Annotated in this window: 28 protein-coding genes; 26 read left to right on the forward strand and 2 right to left on the reverse strand. The window is 59.1% G+C overall.

What is annotated here, in order from left to right; all coding sequences use genetic code 11:
* The first annotated feature begins 7 nt into the window (after nucleotides 1–7).
* The gene (locus DTP52_RS24360) at nucleotides 8–1,033 is read left to right on the forward strand and encodes an IS110 family transposase (protein ID WP_025569715.1); all 1,026 of its coding nucleotides are present in this window, start codon (nucleotides 8–10) and stop codon (nucleotides 1,031–1,033) included.
* Between the two features lie 382 nt (nucleotides 1,034–1,415).
* Here DTP52_RS24360 and DTP52_RS24365 read toward each other — a convergent pair whose 3' ends face one another.
* Nucleotides 1,416–1,769, reverse strand: a complete 354-nt coding sequence (locus DTP52_RS24365) for a DUF6124 family protein (protein WP_109755644.1) — start codon at nucleotides 1,767–1,769, stop codon at nucleotides 1,416–1,418.
* Nucleotides 1,770–2,384: 615 nt separating this feature from the next.
* On the opposite strand from DTP52_RS24365, the gene DTP52_RS24370 reads away from it, so the two are divergent.
* The 21 genes from DTP52_RS24370 to DTP52_RS24470 all read left to right on the forward strand — a co-directional run bounded on the left by DTP52_RS24370 (nucleotide 2,385) and on the right by DTP52_RS24470 (nucleotide 16,408).
* Nucleotides 2,385–3,119: an XRE family transcriptional regulator gene (locus tag DTP52_RS24370; RefSeq protein WP_003198297.1), complete on the forward strand. Its 735-nt coding sequence runs from the start codon at nucleotides 2,385–2,387 to the stop codon at nucleotides 3,117–3,119.
* Nucleotides 3,120–3,579: 460 nt separating this feature from the next.
* On the forward strand, nucleotides 3,580–4,008 hold the full coding sequence (locus DTP52_RS24375; protein WP_109755645.1) for a hypothetical protein: 429 nt from the start codon (nucleotides 3,580–3,582) through the stop codon (nucleotides 4,006–4,008).
* Between the two features lie 124 nt (nucleotides 4,009–4,132).
* Nucleotides 4,133–4,291 carry a Com family DNA-binding transcriptional regulator gene (locus DTP52_RS24380; protein WP_109755646.1) on the forward strand — a complete coding sequence of 53 codons (159 nt, stop codon included), beginning with the start codon at nucleotides 4,133–4,135 and terminating at the stop codon, nucleotides 4,289–4,291.
* A 38-nt stretch (nucleotides 4,292–4,329) separates the two neighbouring features.
* Nucleotides 4,330–4,911: a DUF642 domain-containing protein gene (locus DTP52_RS24385; RefSeq protein WP_109755647.1), complete on the forward strand. Its 582-nt coding sequence runs from the start codon at nucleotides 4,330–4,332 to the stop codon at nucleotides 4,909–4,911.
* 68 nt (nucleotides 4,912–4,979) lie between these two features.
* Nucleotides 4,980–5,330, forward strand: a complete 351-nt coding sequence (locus DTP52_RS24390) for a phage holin family protein (RefSeq protein WP_109755648.1) — start codon at nucleotides 4,980–4,982, stop codon at nucleotides 5,328–5,330.
* A 47-nt stretch (nucleotides 5,331–5,377) separates the two neighbouring features.
* Nucleotides 5,378–5,890, forward strand: coding sequence for a hypothetical protein (locus tag DTP52_RS24395; RefSeq protein ID WP_109755649.1), 513 nt, complete (start codon nucleotides 5,378–5,380; stop codon nucleotides 5,888–5,890).
* Between the two features lie 3 nt (nucleotides 5,891–5,893).
* Nucleotides 5,894–6,505, forward strand: coding sequence for a phage baseplate assembly protein V (locus DTP52_RS24400; RefSeq protein WP_109755650.1), 612 nt, complete (start codon nucleotides 5,894–5,896; stop codon nucleotides 6,503–6,505).
* Between the two features lie 11 nt (nucleotides 6,506–6,516).
* On the forward strand, nucleotides 6,517–6,849 hold the full coding sequence (locus DTP52_RS24405) for a phage baseplate protein (protein WP_109755651.1): 333 nt from the start codon (nucleotides 6,517–6,519) through the stop codon (nucleotides 6,847–6,849).
* Nucleotides 6,846–7,841, forward strand: a complete 996-nt coding sequence (locus tag DTP52_RS24410; protein ID WP_109755652.1) for a baseplate J/gp47 family protein — start codon at nucleotides 6,846–6,848, stop codon at nucleotides 7,839–7,841. The genes DTP52_RS24405 and DTP52_RS24410 overlap by 4 nt, the downstream gene beginning before the upstream one ends.
* A complete protein-coding gene (locus DTP52_RS24415; protein WP_109755653.1) occupies nucleotides 7,838–8,482 on the forward strand; it encodes a phage tail protein I in 645 nt (214 codons plus the stop codon). The genes DTP52_RS24410 and DTP52_RS24415 overlap by 4 nt, the downstream gene beginning before the upstream one ends.
* Nucleotides 8,479–9,009 (forward strand): hypothetical protein, encoded by a 531-nt coding sequence (locus DTP52_RS24420; RefSeq protein WP_109755654.1) that lies wholly within the window; start codon nucleotides 8,479–8,481, stop codon nucleotides 9,007–9,009. The genes DTP52_RS24415 and DTP52_RS24420 overlap by 4 nt, the downstream gene beginning before the upstream one ends.
* 25 nt (nucleotides 9,010–9,034) lie before the next feature.
* Complete coding sequence (locus DTP52_RS24425; protein ID WP_109755655.1) at nucleotides 9,035–9,655, forward strand: hypothetical protein; 621 nt, start codon at nucleotides 9,035–9,037, stop codon at nucleotides 9,653–9,655.
* Nucleotides 9,656–9,664: 9 nt separating this feature from the next.
* Nucleotides 9,665–9,922: a tail fiber assembly protein gene (locus DTP52_RS24430; protein ID WP_109755656.1), complete on the forward strand. Its 258-nt coding sequence runs from the start codon at nucleotides 9,665–9,667 to the stop codon at nucleotides 9,920–9,922.
* An 86-nt stretch (nucleotides 9,923–10,008) separates the two neighbouring features.
* Nucleotides 10,009–10,218: a hypothetical protein gene (locus tag DTP52_RS24435; RefSeq protein ID WP_109755657.1), complete on the forward strand. Its 210-nt coding sequence runs from the start codon at nucleotides 10,009–10,011 to the stop codon at nucleotides 10,216–10,218.
* A 2-nt stretch (nucleotides 10,219–10,220) separates the two neighbouring features.
* A complete protein-coding gene (locus DTP52_RS24440) occupies nucleotides 10,221–11,387 on the forward strand; it encodes a phage tail protein (protein ID WP_109755658.1) in 1,167 nt (388 codons plus the stop codon).
* Nucleotides 11,387–11,893, forward strand: a complete 507-nt coding sequence (locus tag DTP52_RS24445) for a phage major tail tube protein (protein ID WP_109755659.1) — start codon at nucleotides 11,387–11,389, stop codon at nucleotides 11,891–11,893. The genes DTP52_RS24440 and DTP52_RS24445 overlap by 1 nt, the downstream gene beginning before the upstream one ends.
* A gap of 151 nt (nucleotides 11,894–12,044) precedes the next feature.
* The gene (locus DTP52_RS24450; RefSeq protein WP_109755660.1) at nucleotides 12,045–12,611 is read left to right on the forward strand and encodes a phage tail assembly protein; all 567 of its coding nucleotides are present in this window, start codon (nucleotides 12,045–12,047) and stop codon (nucleotides 12,609–12,611) included.
* A 128-nt stretch (nucleotides 12,612–12,739) separates the two neighbouring features.
* The gene (locus tag DTP52_RS24455) at nucleotides 12,740–14,794 is read left to right on the forward strand and encodes a phage tail tape measure protein (RefSeq protein WP_109755661.1); all 2,055 of its coding nucleotides are present in this window, start codon (nucleotides 12,740–12,742) and stop codon (nucleotides 14,792–14,794) included.
* A complete protein-coding gene (locus DTP52_RS24460; protein WP_109755662.1) occupies nucleotides 14,794–15,177 on the forward strand; it encodes a phage tail protein in 384 nt (127 codons plus the stop codon). The genes DTP52_RS24455 and DTP52_RS24460 overlap by 1 nt, the downstream gene beginning before the upstream one ends.
* Nucleotides 15,170–15,382 (forward strand): tail protein X, encoded by a 213-nt coding sequence (locus tag DTP52_RS24465; RefSeq protein ID WP_109755663.1) that lies wholly within the window; start codon nucleotides 15,170–15,172, stop codon nucleotides 15,380–15,382. The genes DTP52_RS24460 and DTP52_RS24465 overlap by 8 nt, the downstream gene beginning before the upstream one ends.
* Before the next feature lie 9 nt (nucleotides 15,383–15,391).
* Complete coding sequence (locus DTP52_RS24470) at nucleotides 15,392–16,408, forward strand: contractile injection system protein, VgrG/Pvc8 family (protein ID WP_109755664.1); 1,017 nt, start codon at nucleotides 15,392–15,394, stop codon at nucleotides 16,406–16,408.
* Between the two features lie 54 nt (nucleotides 16,409–16,462).
* Here the strand turns inward: DTP52_RS24470 and DTP52_RS24475 are convergent, their stop codons facing one another.
* Nucleotides 16,463–17,272 (reverse strand): lipopolysaccharide biosynthesis protein, encoded by an 810-nt coding sequence (locus DTP52_RS24475; RefSeq protein WP_233459544.1) that lies wholly within the window; start codon nucleotides 17,270–17,272, stop codon nucleotides 16,463–16,465.
* Between the two features lie 271 nt (nucleotides 17,273–17,543).
* On the opposite strand from DTP52_RS24475, the gene DTP52_RS24480 reads away from it, so the two are divergent.
* From DTP52_RS24480 to recA, 4 genes are all read left to right on the forward strand, one after another.
* A complete protein-coding gene (locus tag DTP52_RS24480) occupies nucleotides 17,544–18,089 on the forward strand; it encodes a glycoside hydrolase family 19 protein (RefSeq protein WP_109755665.1) in 546 nt (181 codons plus the stop codon).
* 11 nt (nucleotides 18,090–18,100) lie between these two features.
* A complete protein-coding gene (locus tag DTP52_RS24485) occupies nucleotides 18,101–18,601 on the forward strand; it encodes a lysis system i-spanin subunit Rz (protein WP_371925634.1) in 501 nt (166 codons plus the stop codon).
* Nucleotides 18,602–18,671: 70 nt separating this feature from the next.
* Nucleotides 18,672–19,172 carry a CinA family protein gene (locus DTP52_RS24490; RefSeq protein WP_109755667.1) on the forward strand — a complete coding sequence of 167 codons (501 nt, stop codon included), beginning with the start codon at nucleotides 18,672–18,674 and terminating at the stop codon, nucleotides 19,170–19,172.
* Between the two features lie 83 nt (nucleotides 19,173–19,255).
* A complete protein-coding gene (gene recA / locus DTP52_RS24495; protein ID WP_003198351.1) occupies nucleotides 19,256–20,308 on the forward strand; it encodes a recombinase RecA in 1,053 nt (350 codons plus the stop codon).
* The last annotated feature ends 3 nt before the right edge of the window (nucleotides 20,309–20,311 follow it).

Raw genomic sequence — 20,311 nt, forward strand, 5'->3', positions numbered from 1 at the left:
TGTTGCCATGAACAAAGTAGCTATTGCCGCCATCGATTTGGGAAAACACTCCTTTCACCTGCATGCTCAAGATGATCGTGGTCATGAGCTTTATCGCAAAAAATTTACTCGAGTGACGCTCGCTCAACACCTGGCGAATCTCGAACCTTGCACCGTCGTGATGGAAGCTTGTGGCGGAGCCCACTTCATGGCGCAGGAGGTCGCGAAGCTGGGACATACGCCCAAGCTCATTGCTCCTCATCTCGTGCGTCCTTACGTGAAGAGCAACAAGAACGACTTCGCTGATGCCGAGGCGATCTGCGAGGCAGCGACTCGCCCAACGATGCGCTTTGTGCCGCCAAAAAACCAAGCTCAGCAGGCGCTAGCCATGCTCAACTCGACCCGCGATTCGTTCATCAAAGACCGCACCGCGACCGCCAATCGGATTCATGCCGCCCTTCTGGAGGTGGGCATCAGCCTGGCCCCAGGCTTCAAATCCATCAAAGAGCTTCCGGCGCGGCTGGAGGCGAGTTCACTTTCTGAACGCTTCAAAAAAATTCTGATGAAGCTGCATGAGCACTTCAACCACCTGGATGAGCAGGTCAAGACACTGGACAAGGACGTGGAGAGCCAGGCCGCTGAAGATGATCTGGCGGCTCGTTTGATGACTATGCCCTGTGTCGGGCCGATCACCTCCAGCGCCCTGGCTGCTGAGTTGGGCGATGGTAAACAGTTCAAGTGCGGGCGAAACTATGCGGCCTCAATCGGGCTGGTGCCCAAACAGCATTCCACGGGCGACAAGACGGTACTGCTGGGAATCAGCAAGCGCGGTGATCGGAATCAGAGGCGTCTGCTCATCCAGTGTGCCCGAGTCTACTTAATGCAGCTGGAGCGCCAAAGAGGCTGGCTGGCGGACTGGGTCCGGCAGCTGTTGGCCCACCATCACTCCAACCATGTGGTCTGCGCGCTGGCCAATAAGATGGCGAGGATCGCTTGGGCGATTGCGGCACACCACACTGAATTCGATGCAGGGCCAGCTGCGATGAACACCTGACCCTGCTGTCATCCGAGCACCACCCACCTGGTTTTGCGATGCTGGATAACTGATGACGTGAACGGCCAACCGGCCTGACGACAACCCTGAGCTCCCACACGGCTGAAAGGCCGTCCAATTAATTAGGATCGTCGGGCATCGATTCTCATCGAGGCGCGGGGCCACAACCCCACTCAGACGCCGGATAGATGAAAGCAAGCCAACCACGCATCAAAAACAGTATTGCAGAAAAGGGGATAACCATAGATGTGGGAGCGAGCCTGCTCGCGATGACGGCAGCCAATACAACTTAGTTGTCACTGGACTACCGCTATCGCGAGCAAGCTCGCTCCCACATTGATTGCTCGGGTTTCTCTCAGGTCTCGGCCTGCATCATGAATGCTTACCTCACCTCAACCACATCCAATGCTCGATTCGCCAGCAACTGGCTCAGCTCGATCATCTGCTGGACCCCCAGGGCGATATTTCGTCGCGAGCCCTTCAGGTCGAATGCCAAGTCGCTGACCATGGCATTGGCCGAGGCCAGGGTTTCGCTGAGGTTGGCGAGCAGGCATTCGGCGTCGATGTTCGGGGCGATGATGAAAAGGGTGTCGGGTGTGTCGCCGGTTTCTTTGTCTGCTTTGGGTTTGAGGTAATAGTCCAGGGCACGAGTGGCCGCGTCGTCGAGTTTTTTGGCGTTGGCCGATTGGCTGCGGGAGATGTGATCGTCTGGGGGATTTGGTGTGTTCTTCGGCATTCTATGGATCCTTGAAGTTGAGCCACCACTCACTCGCGACTAAACGAGGGGTGGCAGCTGTACGCAGGTTAGTCGACCGGGGATCCAAGAAACCGGCGCGCCCGAGGGCGCCCTGCGCACAGCTACCATCAAGTGCAGGAATAGAAGTACCTGACTGAATGGAGCAATGAGCACCTTGGAATACCGAGCGACTAAACCCGATCACTGATGGGCAGTGACAGGATCAAAAGTACCGATGGGCCCCAAAGCGCACAAGCCGGCGGATTCTGGCGTAGGTGTAGGCAGAGACGCAAGGCAACGTAGCCTTGTGTTGCGCTTTTGAAGGACGGATTTGAAGTCTTTTCCTAGGGACGTGTAGGGCGAATTCCCCATGTGATCAGCAGGGGCATCAGATATGGAGCCAAGCTCCTGTGGCGAGGGGATTTATCCCCGTTGGGCTGCGTAGCAGCCCCTAAGTGGCTAGTGCGCCTGGGGTGGAATTTAGGGCCGCTTCGCGTCCCAGCGGGGATAAATCCCCTCGCCACAGTGAATCAAATGAGGCTTAAGTGAGGCGTATTGCCTATTTATGCAAAACAGCATTTGTCTTCTGCAAAAAGAACAAGCATCATGCGCGTTATGCAAAAACGCAACGTTTCTACCGTATTAAGAGCATTGCTCGATCAGCACGGGATCTCCCCCACGGAGCTTCACCGGCGTACCGGCGTGCCTCAGTCCACTCTCTCGCGGATCCTCAGCGGCAAGATCGTCGATCCTTCGGATAAACACATCTCGAAGATCGCCGAATACTTCGCCGTGAGCACCGATCAGTTGCGCGGGCGTGCGGACGTTGTGCCCGCCGGCAATGCTCGCCGCGATGAGCCGCATTCCGAACTCAAGGACATAAGCCTGTGGGACGACGAAACACCCGTCGAAGAAGACGAGGTGTCGGTTCCTTTTCTGCGTGAGGTTGAATTGGCTGCTGGATCAGGAAGATTCGTCATCGAGGAAAGCGAGCGCTCTAGCCTGCGCTTTGGCAAGCGTAGCCTGCGCCACAACGGTGTGCAGTTCGACCAGGCCAAGTGCGTGACGGTGCGCGGCAACAGCATGTTGCCGGTGCTGCGCGACGGCGCCACGGTTGGAGTGAATGCGGGCAAATGCGGGATCGGCGACATCGTCGACGGTGACCTCTACGCCATCAACCATAACGGCCAATTGCGAGTGAAGCAGCTTTATCGCCTGCCCACCGGCATCCGCCTGCGTAGCTTCAACCGTGACGAGCATCCGGATGAGGACTACACCTTTCAGGAAATGCAGGATGAGCAAATCGTCATCCTCGGTCACGTCTTCTGGTGGGGCATGTACGCCCGTTAACCTCTCCGCTGTCAGATGAAACCCGCCGCTGTGCGGGTTTTTTTTCGCCTCCTGAAAACCCGCAACCCCTGTACTTACAAGGCTTTCATGCGCTTGCGCATTTTTAATGCATAAATAAATGCATTTACGCATTGACTGTATATGCATTCATGCATATTCTGTGTCCAAGCCGCTCGACAAAGCGGCTGGCAACAAAGCTCTTTAGTTCCACCAACAGGCAGCGATGAACCGGCCTTAACGGTTCAGAGGGTTGGCAACTGACCCGGGTGTGCAGCGTAAAGCACCAGAAGCAGTTATCCGGCGGGCAGGGACCGCGGCCGGAGGAACAATTTGAATGGATCCGTACCGCGCCAGTCGCGCCGAAAGATCAAGCGCATTACTGGAAAGCCTGGGCAACCGGGCTTTTTGGAATGCCTCTGTATCAACGCTCCCAAAACCATTACCTGAAGGAAGTAGATCAATGAAAAAACTATTCAGTGTTCTGATCGCAGCCGTCCTGGCGGCCCAGGTCACCCATGCGCTGGCTGAAACGTCCCCTGTCGGTTCGTGGCAATTCGCGTCTTACCATGTTCCGGGCGGTAGTTTTTATGCCAACCAGACGATCTGTTTCAAAGCGGACAATACCTGGTACTCAAGCTCGCAGGCTGGCTGGAACGGCGCATGGTTCCAGAACGGGGACGATCTCCAGTGGAATGGGAGTGTGCCAATGCCAGGCGCAGGGAGTGCCAATAATCTCGCGACCATTGCCATGGGTAAGTTGGTGGTTGCTGGCTCAATGTCGGGTAACTACGCGGAATGGTCGGCACCCAGCGCGCTGCCGCTGTCGTGGGACAGGCACTACACCTACACCATGACTTACAAAGGCGCGACCTGCGCTGCTCCAAAGTGACGGCAACCCTGTTCCATTAAAGGCACGTCGAAAGATCAAGTGCATTACTGAAATGCCTGGGCAACCGGGCTTTTTGGAGTGTCCGTGCAAGGCACTTCAAACCGCTGCCAATGGAGGGCTTTCAATGCTGAAGGATTTCAGATGCGGTAGCTGCAAAAGGCTTCTTGCCCGCATGGGCGAGAACACCGAACTCCAGATCAAATGTGCCCGATGCGGGACGTTGAATCATGTGAAGGCCCTTGAGCCTCGAGTGATCGCCAGAGAGCGAGATGAGCGCTGTTGATCAAGCGCGCGATCAATCAATAACTCAAGAGGTGAATCATGAATCGTTTCAAGAAATACGTCGCCCCGCTGTCGCTCTCCATTGCGCTGCTCGGCGTTGGGAGCAACGCGAGCGCCGCCAACCTTCTGGTCAACGGCAGCTTCGAACAGCCAGGCTGCAGCGGCAGTTGCATCCTCGATACCCCGGCGAAAGCCAACTTCATCACCGGTTGGACGACGTTTCTGTCCGGTGCCGAGTACTTCAATATGCCCGCTTCGATCGGAGGTTCCGTGGCTGCGGATGGCGTTGTGATTGTCGACCTGGCCAATTATGTCTACGGCAACGGCGGGGGGATCCAGCAGAACTTCACCACCACGGTCGGCGCCAAGTACCGATTGACCTTCAGCGCGGGTAATTCGCGCTACGCCAGCCGCTCCGGCGACGGCACCATCCAGGTCAAGGTGGCGGGGCAAAGTGTCACCTTCAACACGCCGTCGGCCAAAGGTACTGCCGTGGAGTGGAGCACCATCACGTATGACTTCACGGCCACTTCGGCTCAAACGACTTTGGCGTTCTCCAATGAGCAGAACCCTTACGCCCACTTCGCCTTCATCGACAACGTCAGCGTTGAGCCACTGTAAGCCAACGATTGTCCTGCGAAGACTCGCCGCCCCCAAGCACTCATCCCTCACCCCCCAGGAAGCGTGACATGACAAACGAGCAACAAGCGTTGCTGGACATGCCGATCTGGCTGGTCATCGTGCTCGCCCTGGTGGGTGGGGTGACTGGCGAGATGTGGCGTGCCGACAAGGAGGGCGCCCGAGGCTGGTCGCTGCTACGTCGCCTGGCCCTGCGTTCCGGCGCCTGCATGGTCTGCGGTGTCTCGGCGATCATGCTGTTGTACGCCATGGGCTTGTCGATCTGGGCCGCTGGTGCCTTTGGCTGCCTGACGGCGATGGCCGGGGCGGACGTGGCCATCGGTCTTTACGAACGCTGGGCCGCCAAGCGGATGGGCGTCAGTGAGCTGCCGCCGCGCGATCCCCGTTCCGACCAACACTGATCCCTCGCTGGTGATCTTCGTGCCGCCATAAAAAACAGGAGGCCTTGATGCCTGCCGTCCTCGAAAAACCGTCGCAGCTGTTCGCCGCCGTTGCCCAGACGCTGCGCGCCACTTACCCCACTTTGAAAATCGGCAGCCCCCAGGATTTCGATGGCACCGACGACCAACCCTGGGTGCTGATTGCCCTTGAGCGTGATGGGCCTGGCCACCGTGCCAACGACGGGCGTATCGCCCATGTCCTGACGGTTTCCCTGCAAGTGGTCATGGCTGTTCCGGGCTGGGATGCCTGCGACTTGGCCGCTGAGCTGAAACACCTGGTTGTGGATAACCGCTGGGGGCTGTCGGCCAATCAATGCGATCTGCCCACGGAGCTCGATGGCCTGCCATCCACGTTCATTAACCCGGCGCGGGCGTACACCGCCTGGACCCTTTCCTTCAGCCAAACCCTCTACCTCGGCCCGACGCTGCTGGAGGACCCGCTGGGCATCCCGAAATTTGCCCGCACCTGGGAAGTCTCGAACATCGACGACCCAGACCAATACACCGCACTCGAGGGCTGACCCATGTTTGATGCGCTGTTACGGATGCATCTGGGGCCGATCATCGAGCGTCTGGCCGAGATGGAAACCGAGTTGGAAGACTTGCATCGGCGTGCGGAGAGTTTCTGCCGTATCGGTGTTTGCCAGGAAGTCGATGCGGCCAGCAACACCTGCAAGGTCAGCCATGGCGGCTTGCTGACCCCGGCGATCCGCTTTTTCAACCCAAGCGCCGGCGCCCAGAGCGAGTCGCGGATTCCGTCCGTGGGTGAGCAGTGCCTGTTGCTGAACCATGGCGGCGGCGAGGGCGGCGGGCAGGCGGTGGCGTTGTTCGGCCTCAACGGCGGTCAGTTTCCGCCCGTCTCGACCCAGGCCACGTTGACGCGTCGCCTCTATCAGGATGGTACGGAAAACGGCTACGACCATGCCAGCCATGTCCTGCACTGGCAAAACGGTCCGGCGGCATTCACCGGTTCTCGTGAGTCGCTCCAATTAAGCATTGGCCCGGCGAGGTTGGCGATGACGCCCGAGGCTATCGACTTGCAACTGGGCGCCGTCGGCATTCGGCTCGACGCCTCCGGTGTGCACCTGAGCGGCCCGGTGGTGGATCACCAGGGACGTGTCATCAGTACCGCATAAGAGATTTCCCCATGATTGGAATCGATCGAAATACCGGCGCCACGGTCGACGACTGGCTGCAATTTGTCCAGCGCGCCACTCGGGCGTTGACCACGCCGTTGGGCACGCGGCAGAAGCGCCCTTTGTATGGCTGTGCACTCACGCAATTGCTCGGGCAGAACCTCGGCGATGACTTGCTGATTCTGGCCCAGAGCCACGCGGCCCAAGCGTTCTACAACCCGGACAATGGCATCGGTGATTTCGAGCCGCAGGTCATTGTCGCCAGCCGACAGGGCGCCGGTTTGTTGTTGCGCTTCGCCGGCATCTGGAAAAACCGCAAACAGACTTTCGAGGTGGTGACATGAGCATGTTGATACCTGGCCAGAACCAGTTGGCTGAACCGGCAATCGTCACCGTCGACGCGTTCGAGGATCTGCTCGCCGAATTCAAGACTTTCGTGCTCGAGTACGTCGGTGCCCGTTCTCCTGAGAGCGCGGCCAAGCTTGTAAACAGCCTGGAAAACGAAAGCGAACTGCTGACCCTGGCCCTTGAGGCGTTCTGTGTTCGGCTGCAAACCCACGAACGCAAATACAACGCGCGCATCAAGCAGATGCTCGCGTGGTGGGCCACCGGCACCAACCTCGATGCGCGCCTCGCGGACATGGGCCTTGAGCGCCAGTTGCTCGATCCCGGCGATCCGGCGGCGTTCCCGCCCATTCCACCGGTCTACGAGAGCGATGACGATGCCCGCTTGCGCTATTACCTGGCGCCCCATGCCCCGGCCGCCGGCTCGCGCATGCAGTATCGACGGGAGATTTTTACCTTGGGTGAACGGCCCGTGGTGAAGGTGGAAAACGCCTCGGCGGGCGTAGTGACGGTCACCTACACCTTCGACCCGGATGGCCATGCGGCGCAGGTCAAGGACGGCAACGGACGCCGTACCGCGCCGGGCGAAGTCACGGTCACGGTGCTGTCCCGAGAGGGCAATGGCACACCGTCCGAGGCGCTGCTCGAGGGCGTTCGCCAGCATTTCGCCCGGCCTGATGTGCGACCGGAAACCGACCTGGTCATCGTCCAGGCCGCGCAAATCAAACCCTACAAAATCCGCGTCGTGGCGAAGATCAATGCCGGTCCTGATTCAGGTTTGACCAAGGTCGCTGCCGAGCAGCAATTGCAGGCGTACGCCGAGGCGTGCCATCGCCTGGAAGGTCGGGTGGACCCGAGCTGGATCGACTACACGCTGCACAGTGCGGGCGCGGTTCAGTTGCAGATTCTCGAACCGCTGGCGCCGATTGTGACGACGGCTTTCCAAGCCCCGTACTGCACGGGCGTCGAGGTCGAGGTGGATACGTTATGAGTGACGACACACCTCGCCCAAGCCTGTTGCCGGCCAACAGCTCGGCGCTGGAAAGGGCGCTCGATCTGGGCTTCGCCCGGTTGCTCGAGCGCGTTGATCCGCCGTTTCCTGAGTTGATGAACGCGAATCAGACCCCATCCGCTTTCCTGCCTTATCTGGCGGCGGATCGCGGCGTCAGCGAGTGGGATGCGGCCGCCAGCGACCTGGAAAAACGTCTGACGGTTTCGCTGTCCTGGCAGATCCAGCGCCAGGCTGGCACTCGCCAGGCCCTGAACCATGCAGTCGAGTCTCTGGGGTTCACGCCTCACGTCACCGCCTGGTACGAACAGCAACCCAATGCCCATCCCTACACCTTTGATGTGCAAGCCATCATCGGTCAAGGCTGGGCCAGTGGTGATCACAATCGCTTGATACAGCGAATCAATGCCGCCAAGAGCGAGCGCGACCAGGCCACCATCACCCTCGTGCATCAAACGGGCGGCGGCCTGGCAGCGGCGGCAGTTTTGCACGGACCGCTGAGCGACGGTGAGCTGTTTTTGTGCGGGGCACTGCCGCTACTCGATCTCGGTGCGCGGCTTATCGGCATTGGGATTTCCCAACGCTACACCATTAACGATTACGACCTCAGGGCGCAGCCATGACAGAAGATATTACGCGCTTGGTTCGCTTCACTTCCGCCGGTCTGGCGGAAGTGTTGCAGGCAAAGAACCAAGGCTTGAAAGGTGAGATCACTCACATCGGTGCCGGTACCGCTCGCTACGATCCCAACGGATCGGAAACGGCGCTTCGCAATGAACGGCAGCGCGTGGCGATCGTGGATTACGAAGACCTCGATCCAGGGCAACTGAGAATGGCCGCCTTGTTCGACGGGCCTGATGAATACGAGATCGGCGAATTCGGTTTTTATCTCTCCACCGGAACGCTGTTGGCCGTGTACTCGGTGGCTGGAAAGTTGCTGACTTACAAAGCCGCTGCTGCGCGCGTATTGCAAAAATTCACACTGGATATCTCACCGCTGCCAGCGCAAAGCGTCACGGTGGTGGTTGGGTCTGACGATCTGAACATTCTGTTGAGCGAGGAAATCGCCGCGCTGGCGACGGCTAACATCGACAACATGGCCCGGCATGTCGGTTTGATGTTTCGTGTGATGACGCTTGAAGCCAAATAAATCAATAGCACAAGGAACTTGAAACGTGAGTCTGGAAACCACTATCGCGTCGCTGGTGACAGCGGCCAACAACTTGACCACGGTGGTCAATGGGAAGATCGGCAGTATCAACACGACCATGGCCACGGCTTTGGACCAATTCAATGAATGGAGGAGTCTCAAAGACGTTGAAGGGGATCCGGCAGCACTCGGCACTATTCGTCGCAACCTGCTGCAAGGATTTATTTCCGGCACCGGCGGTGCACAAGGTGTTGGCGCGCAGGGTGATTTTACGGCGACAGACCTGGGCACCACTGCGAACGTCTATGTACATTTCAAAGTTCCGTTGAATATCAACGTAAATTCGGAAATGTTCTGGTTCAATATCAAAGGCTACAGTTACGGTACGGCGAAAATTATTGAGGAAACGCTCGTCGGATATTGCTATCAACCTACTCGCACACTGCAAAATGTTTCGACTTTCGGCAACATGACACCTGCTTGTTACGTTGATACGAACGGTAATATTGTGATGCGCATTCTGGTTCCAAGTATTTACTACACCACGATACGTATTGACACCATGCGCGTGGGAAATGGTCGATTGTTTAAACTTGGCGATTTGAAAACCAAGTTGTCGTTGGCTGAAACCGTTGCCTTTAGTTAAGGGAATAACATGTCTGATACATCTGAAAACAATAGTGAAGGATTTCCGCTTGCGGTGCCGACGCCTGACATTGAATGGGCTGCGGTTCGTACCCGTCGTGATCAGCTTTTGCGAGCGACTGATTTTACCCAGTTGCCGGATTACCCCGTTACTGCTGCCCAGCTAGCCCAGGTTACCGCCTACCGTCAGGCGCTAAGAGATATTCCCGAAATGGCAGAACATCCTGACGAGTTGGTGTGGCCTGAGCTGCCGGTCTTCGTGAAGTAACCCTCACCGCGAAAGCGGTTTTTTTCGTTCGTGCAAAGCCCCTTTTATGGGGCTTTTGCGTTTTTTGCGTCTGGAGACTCTCGTAAATGTCTATCCGCCAAACCTACACCGTACTCCTCCCGTTCCCCACCGGCGGCGGCCATTGGTCGAGCGTCGGCCAGGAACTCGACCTGCTCGACGTCGAGGCCAATGCCTTGCGCAGCGCTGGTCGTCTGGAGCTGAAAAAAACCGAGGCCGCTGAAGCGGCTTCTGCATCCACCCCGGCCAAAAAGGCCACAACCAAAAAGGCTGAATAACCATGGCTGAGGTTTTGAACTTCGAGCACAACGGCATTACCGTCAATGCCACTGAATCTCCCGAGGCCATGGGTGGCCTGGGTGACAACGTCATCGGGCTGGTCGGCACCGCGCCGAATGCCAATCCGCTGATTCCGAAAAACACCCCGTTCCGTATCAACAGCTTCACCACCCAGGCCCAGCTGGACCCGACCGGTGCCGAGGCGGGTACGCTGTTCCAGGCGGTCTACCAGATCCTCAAAGTGGTCAAGGTGCCGGTCTACGTCGTCATCGTCGAAGAGGGCGCGACTCAGGCCGACACGCAGAACAACGTCATCGGCGGCATCGAGGCGCAGACCGGGCGCAAGTTGGGCTTGGCCGCGTTGAGCGGGGTCGCTGAAGACCTGACCATCATCGGCGCGCCGGGCTTCACCGGCACCAAGGCCGTAGCCAGCGAGTTCGCCTCGTTCGGCAAGCGCATCAAGGCGCGCGTGGTGCTCGACGGCAAGGACGCCTCGGTCGCTGATCAAGTGACTTACAGCCAGGAACTGGGCGGCGCGGACCTGGGTTTCGACCGTTGCCTGGTGGTGCACAACATGCCGGCGGTGTACTCCAAGGCGGCGAAGAAAAACGTCTTCCTGGCCCCGTCGAGCCTGGCCATCGCCGCGCTGGCCAAGGTCAAGCAATGGGAGAGCCCGGGTAACCAGGTGACCTACGCCGAAGATGTCTCGCGCACCGTCGAATACAACATCCTCGACACCTCCACCGAAGGCGATCTGCTCAACCGCTACGGCGTCAGCTACTACGCTCGCACGATCCTCGGCGGCTTCTCGCTGCTGGGTAACCGCTCCATCACCGGCAAGTTCATCAGCTACGTCGGCCTGGAAGATGCCATCAGCCGCAAGCTGGTGAAAGCCGGTCAGAAGGCCATGGCCAAGAACCTGACCAAGTCGTTCATGGACCAGGAGGTCAAGCGCATCAACGACTGGCTGCAAACCCTGGTCGCCGACGAAACCATCCCCGGCGGCAGCGTGTACCTGCACCCGGAATTGAACAGCGTCGAGAAGTACAAGAACGGCACCTGGTACGTGGTCATCGACTACGGCCGCTACGCGCCGAACGAACACATGATTTATCAACTCAATGCCCGCGATGAAATCATCGAGCAGTTCCTGGAGGACGTTCTCTAATGTTTACCAACCGCGTAAGACAGGCCATCGCGGCCACCCTGCAAGGCCTGCCGTTGTCGGCGACGGTGGAAGAGTTCAGCCCGCCGAAGATCGAATTCGACATGGAAGATATGCGTGGCGGCCGTTTCATTGGCGAGGAAATGGTCAAGAGCGGCAAGGTGCTGACGGCCAAGTTGACGCTGCAAGGTCTCGGCCCGGAAATCATGCTGGCGCTGGGCGTGAGCGTGGGCGACGACATTCTGCTGAACGTTCGTGAAGCCGGTCAGGATCAGGACGGCAACACTTGGTTCACTTACCACACGGTCGGCGGCAAGTTGAAATCCCTCGAGGAGACGCCGCTGAAAATGAGCGAGAAGCCCAAGACCAACCTTGAGCTGTCCTGCCGCACCTACAACCGTCTGGAAAACGGCGTCCCGGTGATCGACATCGACGTGCGCACCCAGAAGTTCGTGCTCAACGGCGTCGACATTCTCGGCGATGCGCGCCGTGCGGTGCTGTTGCCTTAAACACCCGCCAGCCGGCTGAACAAAACCCCTGTGGGAGCGAGCCTGCTCGCGATAGCGGTGTATCAGACATCTCGATGCTGAATGTACCTCCGTCATCGCGAGCAGGCTCGCTCCCACAGGTTGTCCCCTGATTCACCAAGGAACTGATTTCATGTCCTGGATGCCTCCTACACATGAGCTGCTTTCGCCGATCACCGCTGACGACGAGTCGCAGATCGAGCAGCTCCAACTCAAACCCTTGTTCTACGCCGCGCAGAAAGACGCCCTGGCCCGTGCCGGCGATGACGAAGACGATCAGTTTTTCGAGCTGGCCAAATTGGCCACCGGCCTGTCGGTCAAGGAGCTGGATCAGCTCAAGCGCCCGGACTACGTCAGCATTGCCCAGTACGTGCACGACATGTCCACGCGCCCGGCGTCGTATTTTCTGGATGATCCGCAGACCGACCCCGACCAGGTGCAACTGCTGCAACCGCTGAACGTGGCGGGCCGCAGCCTGACGTCGCTGACGTTGGAAATGCCGGTGCTGCGTGCCGCCAAGGCGATGAAGAAACTGAAGACGGCCAAGGAACGCGCCGAGTTCATCACCGCCCATTGCACCGGCCTGATGATTCCCGACCTGGACCTGCTGAGCGTGCCCGACTGGACGCAACTTCAGGTGCGCATCGACGATTTTTTAAACAAACCGGCGGACTACTTTCGGAGCGCGACATCGAAGTGATTCTCGATGTGGTGCCGCTCATTTACTCGGTAAGTGAGGCGGAAATCCTGGAGTGGGACGCCGGCAAGGCCTTGCGCCGTTACGACATCGCGATCACTCGCCTTGGCGTGAAACAGGAGTAGAGCGGGATGGCGGACGATAGATATTCGCTCAAATACGCAGCCTTCAATGAGAGTGGGCTGGCGTTCGGTAATACCAGCCTCGCCAGTGGCGTGTCGGCACAGGGCGCGTTTGCCAGGGACCAGCTGTCGAGTCTCGATCTGGCGCTGGAAACGCTCGGGCTCAAGCTCGGGCTGCTGACCACGGCGATCGAGTCGCTGACCGTGAAGCTGTCGGCGCAACGATTGTTCTCCCAAACGATGGGCGTCGGCGCCAAGGGCGAGTCGGCCAATGAGCCAAAGGGCAAGTCGGGTGGCGGTATCGAACCACCCGAGTCGCTCAAACCCGCGATAGCGATGGATTCGGCCATGGCCGATCTGAAGCTGGCCACCCAGTTTACCCCTCGCCAGATCGCAGAGATGGCTGAGCCGACTCAGCAGATCGCCCGCGCACCGCTGGTAGCAGCCGGCGGAACCAAAGCGGTTGACCTGGTGAGAATCGAAAGCCTGGCAGCCAGTGCTGGCATCGGTCGCGATCTGCCCCATGCATCGGACCGACAGTTCGAACTGTTGCGCTTTGCCAGTGATGTTGGTGTCACTGCATCGGCGTTCAGAAAACCGGCCATGGAAGTCGCCGAGATGATGGTCGGCTGGCGCACCTCCATGAAGCTCAGCGGCGCTCAAGCCTTTGACCTGGCGGATGCCATCAACCAGTTGAGCAAGATCCCCGGTGGGGCGAAACCGGGAGACATCGGCGCCGTCTTGCAGCGTGACGGTGCGGCGGCGACGACGGCGGGCCTGGCTCCTGCGCAAGCGGCAGCGTTGACGGCGGCATTGCTCAATACCGGCACGCAACAGGCTGAAGCCGGCGTGGCGCTTGATCACTTCACGACTGCCCTGGGCAAGGGGGATCGGGCCTCTGCCACCGAGCAAGCGGCCTGGAAGCAACTGGGCCTGGAGCCGAACGCGGTGGCGAGCGGCTTGCGTGACAAGGACACGACGTCTGGCACGGTGATGACGGTGCTCGCGGCCTTGAACGCCCAACCTGCTGATAAACGCTTGACCCTTGCTTCTTCGCTGTTTGGCAGTGGGGATGAATCGGTGCTGCGCATGGCGCAGAAACTGGCCGATGTGAATGAAGCCTTCGGACAAGTGAAAGACCCGGCCCAATACGCCACGTCGCAGTTGGGTGATAAGGGGTCGGTAAGGCAGGACGCGTTGGCGCTGTCGAATACCCAGCAAGGCCAGTGGAATGTCTTGGGTGCACGTGCTGAGCGTCTGTCGGTGACCACGGGCAATGCCCTGGCGCCCGTGGCGGATAGCTCGCTTCAGGCGTTGGGTTCGCTGGCCGATGGCATGAGTGAATTGGCTGAGTCCTCACCTAAAGCCACCGCGGCAATTGTGCTTGTCGCCGCAGCGATCAAACCGCTGGTGAGTGCGTTGCTCAAGGCGGTTACGGATGAGCTGAGTAACCAAGCGGCCAAGCGCGTATTGGGGGCTGCGAGCGTTGGAGCTGGGGTGAGTGCCAGCGGTTCCCTGGTCGGCGTGGGTGCTTCGATACGCACGGTTACCCGCTTTATACCCGGGGCGTTCGCGCTGAGTGCCGCCCCCGAGGTGGTCGAAGGCGCGATGAGCGGCGACGCTCGAATGATCGGTGCTGGCCTCGGAACCGCTGGCGGCGGCTGGGCAGGGGCGTCGGCTGGCGCTACCGCCGGAGCCACTGTCGGTACTTTTTTCGGCCCGCTCGGCACCGCCATTGGCGGAGCACTTGGCGCGGTCGTTGGCGGACTGGCCGGTAGCTGGATCGGTGGAGAGTCGGGCTCCTGGCTGGGTGACCAACTCGCCACGCCCGCCGACAAGCTCCCCCCTCCGGATCAGGCCGCCAAGGCGCTGACCAATGTCCAGGCCACCACGGCACAGAACACCATGACCGCGAACATCTACATCAACGGCCAGGACCAGGCCAGCGCCAGTCAATTGGCCAACCTGGTGGTGCAGCAGCTCTCGGGCCAATTCGGCTTAACGACCATGCCCAACACACTCGCCATGCGCAGTGACGCGGCCCTGACCGATGGAGGTACGTGATGCGCCAACAAATGGCATTGGGCAGTTTCATTTTTGGCCTGTCGAGAAACTTCGCGTACCACAGTCTGGTACGCACCTCGGACGGCGGCTGGAAGAGCATCGACATCCTCACCAGCAAACCCAAGTCCAGTCAGGTTGGCCAGGGCCTGCAAGGGCTGACGATCACCGGCAAGTCGATGTACGCGATTGCCATGGACCGTCTCGATGAACTGCGGGCATTGCAGGCGCAGCGCGTCCCAGTGCCGTTGGTTGATGGCATTGGTCGCAACTGGGGCCTGTGGCAAATCAACAAGGTCACGGAAACCCAGACCGAGATCATTGATGACGGCACCGCGATGGTGGTCGGCTGGGTCATTGAATTAGTGGAGTTCGCCAATGCGTAGGGTTCGAAGCATCGCCGGTGATTCGGTGAATCTGTTGCTGTACCGCGAGTTGGAGCGTTGCGACGATTCCACCGAAGAGGCGCTCTGGCTGCTCAATCCGACGCTGGCCGAATGGGGCCCGGTCTTGCCGGCCGGGGTGTGGGTGATCCTGCCGGAAGTGGATCTCAAGCCTGTCGCACCGACACCGGTTTCGGCCTGGGATTAAGGAGGCAACATGTCATTGGGTTTCACGCCAGCGGTGGAAATTTATGGTGCGAACGCGGCACTGCTCAACGAACGCTTGCTCAAGTGGTCGCACGTCGACGCGGCGGGGATCGAGTCGGATCAACTGACGCTGACGATCAGCCTGGACGGGCTTGAAGGGTTGCCCAGCCTGGGCGGAAAAATCGGCCTACGGATCGGTTACCTGGAGTCGGGGCTGGTGGATAAAGGCGAGTTCGTCATTACCCGACGCACGCCGATGCTGTTTCCCCTGCAAATGGTCCTGGTGGCCATGGCCGCGCCGTTCAGCGCGGCGGACCAGAGCGGGTTCAAGCAACGCCGATCCGTCAGCCATGGCCCGACGACCCTGGGGGCGCTGTTTCGGCAATTGACCAGCAGGCACGGCTTTTCGCCTCGTGTCGCGCCGGATCTGTCGCTGATAAAAATCGAGCACGTCGACCAGTCCAACGAAACCGACATGGGGTTCCTGACGCGCCTGGCCCACCGTTATGACGCCGTCGCCAAGCCAATCAACGAGTTGTATGTGCTGGCTCGGCGCGGTCAGGCGAAGTCGTTGTCGGGCAAGGTCTTGCCGGAGATAAAGTTGTCGGTGACCACCAACAATCGCCCGGGGGATAACGCCTTTATCTCGGCCAAGCTGGAAGAAACCGCCCGGGCGAAATACCAGGGCTGCAAGACCAGTTGGTGGGACGCGGCGGCCGGCAAAGTGCGTGTCGAGGAGAGTGGCCTCGCGCCGTTCAAGACCCTGCGCCAACGGTTCCAGAGCGCCGACGATGCCCGCGCCGCTGGCGAAGGCGAGGTGCGGCGGATGATGCGCGAGGCCCTCAAGGTGACGATCGAATGCCCTGGCAATCCGGGATTATCTGCTGAAGGCATCGTACTGTTGGACCCTACCTGGCCGGATTTCATGCGCGGTCGCTGGTCGATTGACAAGGTCACTGCCAGCGGTGACCGGGAAAAAAGCTATCGCTGCAGCATTGAAGCGACTTGTCTGGATGCCAGGGCTTGACGTTCACCCATGAGAGCGGTTTTTGATGGGCGTCTATTTGGACGAGTTGCGACTTCAGGTTGCAAGTATTCGCTTCGCATCATCAACGCTTACTTTCGGGATGATGTGTGTGGGAACCCTGGAGGTGGAGGATAAGTTGTAAACCTGGAAACGGCTATCGATGACGGAGTTCGCCATCAGCTTCAAGGACGGCAGGATTCGGGTGTGATAGTGCTGGTCCAGGCCGCAGGGCGACCGGTTGATCTGGGCCGTTTCATAAAATCGGCCTGCGGCCTGGTTCAAGTCGAAGCCTACGAGGAACACCTTGTTGAATCCCAGGTGGTAGGCGACCTGCAGGGCAAGGTACATGACGGTTCGCGCATCGAAGCAGCCAGCGGCGAGGTCTTTGCTGAAGCCGATGTCTTTGCTGCGTTTGCTCAGGAAAGATGTTTTTCGGACGAGCGACTTTTCTCTGCCAAACAAGGTCGCCAAGAAGGAGGCCCTCGGGGCTTTTTTAAGGCTCAGGGAGCGTCCGCTTGGCGGGGTTTCAATGGCTTCGAATTGATCTTCCCATAACGCGACGTGTTCGCTGAGCCGCATGGCCGTGGCAAACAGCTCAGGTTGCTGACGCGGGAAATCATTGTCGGAGCAGACATAGAAGAATGGTTTTATATCGGTGTGGGTGAACATCGATATGGCGCCATTCATGGTGATCATCGGGATGTCTGAAAACTCATGGATAGGAAAATGCTTCGCCGAATTGCCTGAGGCGATAATAAAGACAGGGCCGCTTTTTACGCTCTTCAGTTCATCAGGGGAGATTTGCCTGGACGGGGCGGCGGGGGGATCCTTGGTGTATGACCTATCTGAGGTTTCCTTGCTCATTTGTCCTTCCTTAATGTTCAGGTCATCGCTTGTGCAACGATTATTCGGACACGTCGCTTTCCAGTTGAGGGGCAGCTTGGATAAAGGCCGGCTTCCGGCTTTTCCATCGGCACGCTCAAAGTGATTCGCGACGTTACGATCTACTAATCGACTGAAATTGTTGCTTTTTGTTCAGTCCGGTTTCGCTCTGAATACGATGCCGATTTCAGCATCCGCCATCGCCATGAGCGATTTTTCGACGATGTCTTTCAATTGCGTTAAGGAGAACGCCATGCCCATCACACAGGCACAACTGCTACAGATCCTCCCGAACGCCGGCGCCAATGCCGGCGTTTTTGCACCTGTGCTGAACGTAGCCATGGGCCGTTATCAGGTCATCGGCTCGAAGCGCGTCGCCGCATTCATTGCCCAGGTGGGTCATGAGTCCGGTCAACTGCGCTACGTGCGTGAGTTGGGCAATGATGCCTATCTGTCGAAATATGACACCGGCCCGTTGGCCCTGCGCCTGGGGAACAGTCCACAAGCCGACGGTGATGGTCAGAAGTACCGGGGCCGGGGTTTGATTCAGATTACCGGTCGGGCTAACTATCAGGCGTGCGGCGAAGCCTTGGGCCTGGACCTGGTCAATGAGCCGGCGTTGCTGGAGCAGCCACGGTGGGCCGCTCATTCGGCGGCCTGGTTCTGGGCGGTCCATGGGCTCAATGCTCTGGCTGACGCGGGACTTTTCGACAAGATCACGCAGCGGATCAACGGTGGCCAGAACGGCGCGACGCAGCGTCGGGCCTTTTATACACAGGCGCTGAAGGTGCTGGGATGAACCCCGTCGTAATGAGGTTCGCCCCGGTGTTCATGCTGATGCTTCTGCTGTTGGCGGCCGGTGTAACGTGGAAAGTCCAGGATTGGCGCTACGGCAAGGCATTGGCGGAACAGGCCAGGCTACAGGCCGAAACCCTGCGTCAGTTGACCTTGTCGAGCGCTATTGCACAGCAGCACGAAACCGACAAACGACTGGCTCTGGAGCAGCAACTCTCCACCAGCGAACAAACCCATTACCGAGCCCTGAGCGATGCCCAACGTGACCAGGATCGCCTGCGCGATCGCCTTGCTACTGCCGATGTCCGGCTGTCAGTCCTCCTCGACGCCGATGATGTTGCCGCCGGCTGTGCAGTGCCTGCCACCACCAACGCCAGCGGCGTGGTTCATGGAGGAGCGAGAGCCCGACTTGACCCAGCGCATGCTCAACGAATTATCGCCATCACCGACGCCGGTGATCGCGGATTGATTGCCTTGCAGGCCTGTCAGGCCTATATCAGAGCGCTGGGTCGGTAATCCGGCGAGCCTTGCAAGCTTCGGCTGCTCGTGTACGGTAGGCCCCATTGTGTCGAATCAGGAGAGCATCATGGACGACATTACCGAACTGGCCGCCGAACTGGGCAGGCGCCTGCAATTGCTCAATGCCCATGTGACCACGGCCGAATCCTGTACGGGCGGGGGGATTGCCGAGGCAATCACCCGGATTCCCGGGAGCTCGGCCTGGTTCGAGGCGGGGTTCGTGACCTATTCCAATCGTCAGAAGACCCAGCAGTTGAACGTGCCGAGCGAGTTGTTCGAGACGGTCGGGGCGGTCAGCCGCGAGGTGGTCGAGGCCATGGCACAAGGCGCCCAGCACAAGAGCCTGGCGCGTTTTGCCGTGGCGGTCAGTGGTATAGCGGGACCGGACGGTGGTTCGCCGAACAAACCGGTGGGCACGGTCTGGCTGGCCTGGGGCGTTGGCGAGAAGGTCGTCAGCGAGCAGCAGTTCTTTGCGGGCAACCGTGACGAGGTCCGCCGACAAACGGTGAAGGCCGCGCTAGAGGGGCTGCTGCAACATGCCGCTGTAGAAATCTCAAATCAGGGGTAGGCGATCCTCGAACGCTGTGGAATAATACTGGCTACTTATACAGGTGTTGGCCGTCAGGCCTTATTGATTACGTGAGGACTTTAATGGACGACAACAAGAAGAAAGCCTTGGCTGCGGCCTTGGGTCAGATCGAACGTCAATTCGGCAAGGGTGCCGTAATGCGTATGGGCGATCAGGACCGTCAGGCTATTCCTTCCATCTCCACTGGCTCCCTGGGTCTGGACATCGCACTGGGCATCGGCGGTCTGCCAAAAGGCCGTATCGTTGAAATCTACGGTCCTGAGTCGTCCGGTAAAACCACATTGACCTTGTCCGTGATCGCCCAGGCCCAAAAAGCCGGCGCGACCTGCGCCTTCGTCGACGCCGAACACGCCCTGGACCCGGAATATGCCGGCAAACTGGGGGTCAACGTCGATGACCTGCTGGTTTCCCAGCCGGACACCGGCGAGCAGGCCCTGGAAATCACCGACATGCTGGTGCGTTCCAATGCGGTCGACGTGATCATCGTCGACTCCGTGGCGGCGCTGGTACCTAAAGCTGAAATCGAAGGTGAAATGGGCGACATGCACGTGGGCCTCCAGGCTCGCCTGATGTCCCAGGCCCTGCGCAAGATCACCGGTAACATCAAGAATGCCAACTGCCTGGTGATCTTCATCAACCAGATCCGTATGAAGATCGGCGTGATGTTCGGCAGCCCGGAAACCACCACTGGTGGTAACGCGCTGAAGTTCTACGCCTCGGTCCGCCTGGACATCCGCCGTACTGGCGCGGTGAAAGAAGGTGATGAGGTTGTCGGCAGCGAAACCCGCGTCAAGGTCGTGAAGAACAAGGTGGCTTCGCCGTTCCGTCAGGCCGAGTTCCAGATTCTTTATGGCAAGGGCATCTACCTCAATGGCGAGATGATCGACCTGGGTGTGTTGCACGGTTTCGTCGAAAAATCCGGCGCATGGTATGCCTACAACGGCACCAAGATCGGTCAGGGCAAGGCCAACTCGGCCAAGTTCCTGGCAGATAATCCGGAAGTTGCCGCGGCTCTCGAGAAGCAACTGCGTGACAAGCTGCTGAGCCCAGTGGCAGACGTCAAGTCAGTCGCCAACCGCGAGACCGCTGACGACCTGGCTGACGCTGACATCTGATCG

Origin of the sequence: Pseudomonas sp. 43mfcvi1.1 (genome assembly GCF_900115935.1) — a bacterium.
Lineage (GTDB): Bacteria > Pseudomonadota > Gammaproteobacteria > Pseudomonadales > Pseudomonadaceae > Aquipseudomonas > Aquipseudomonas bijieensis.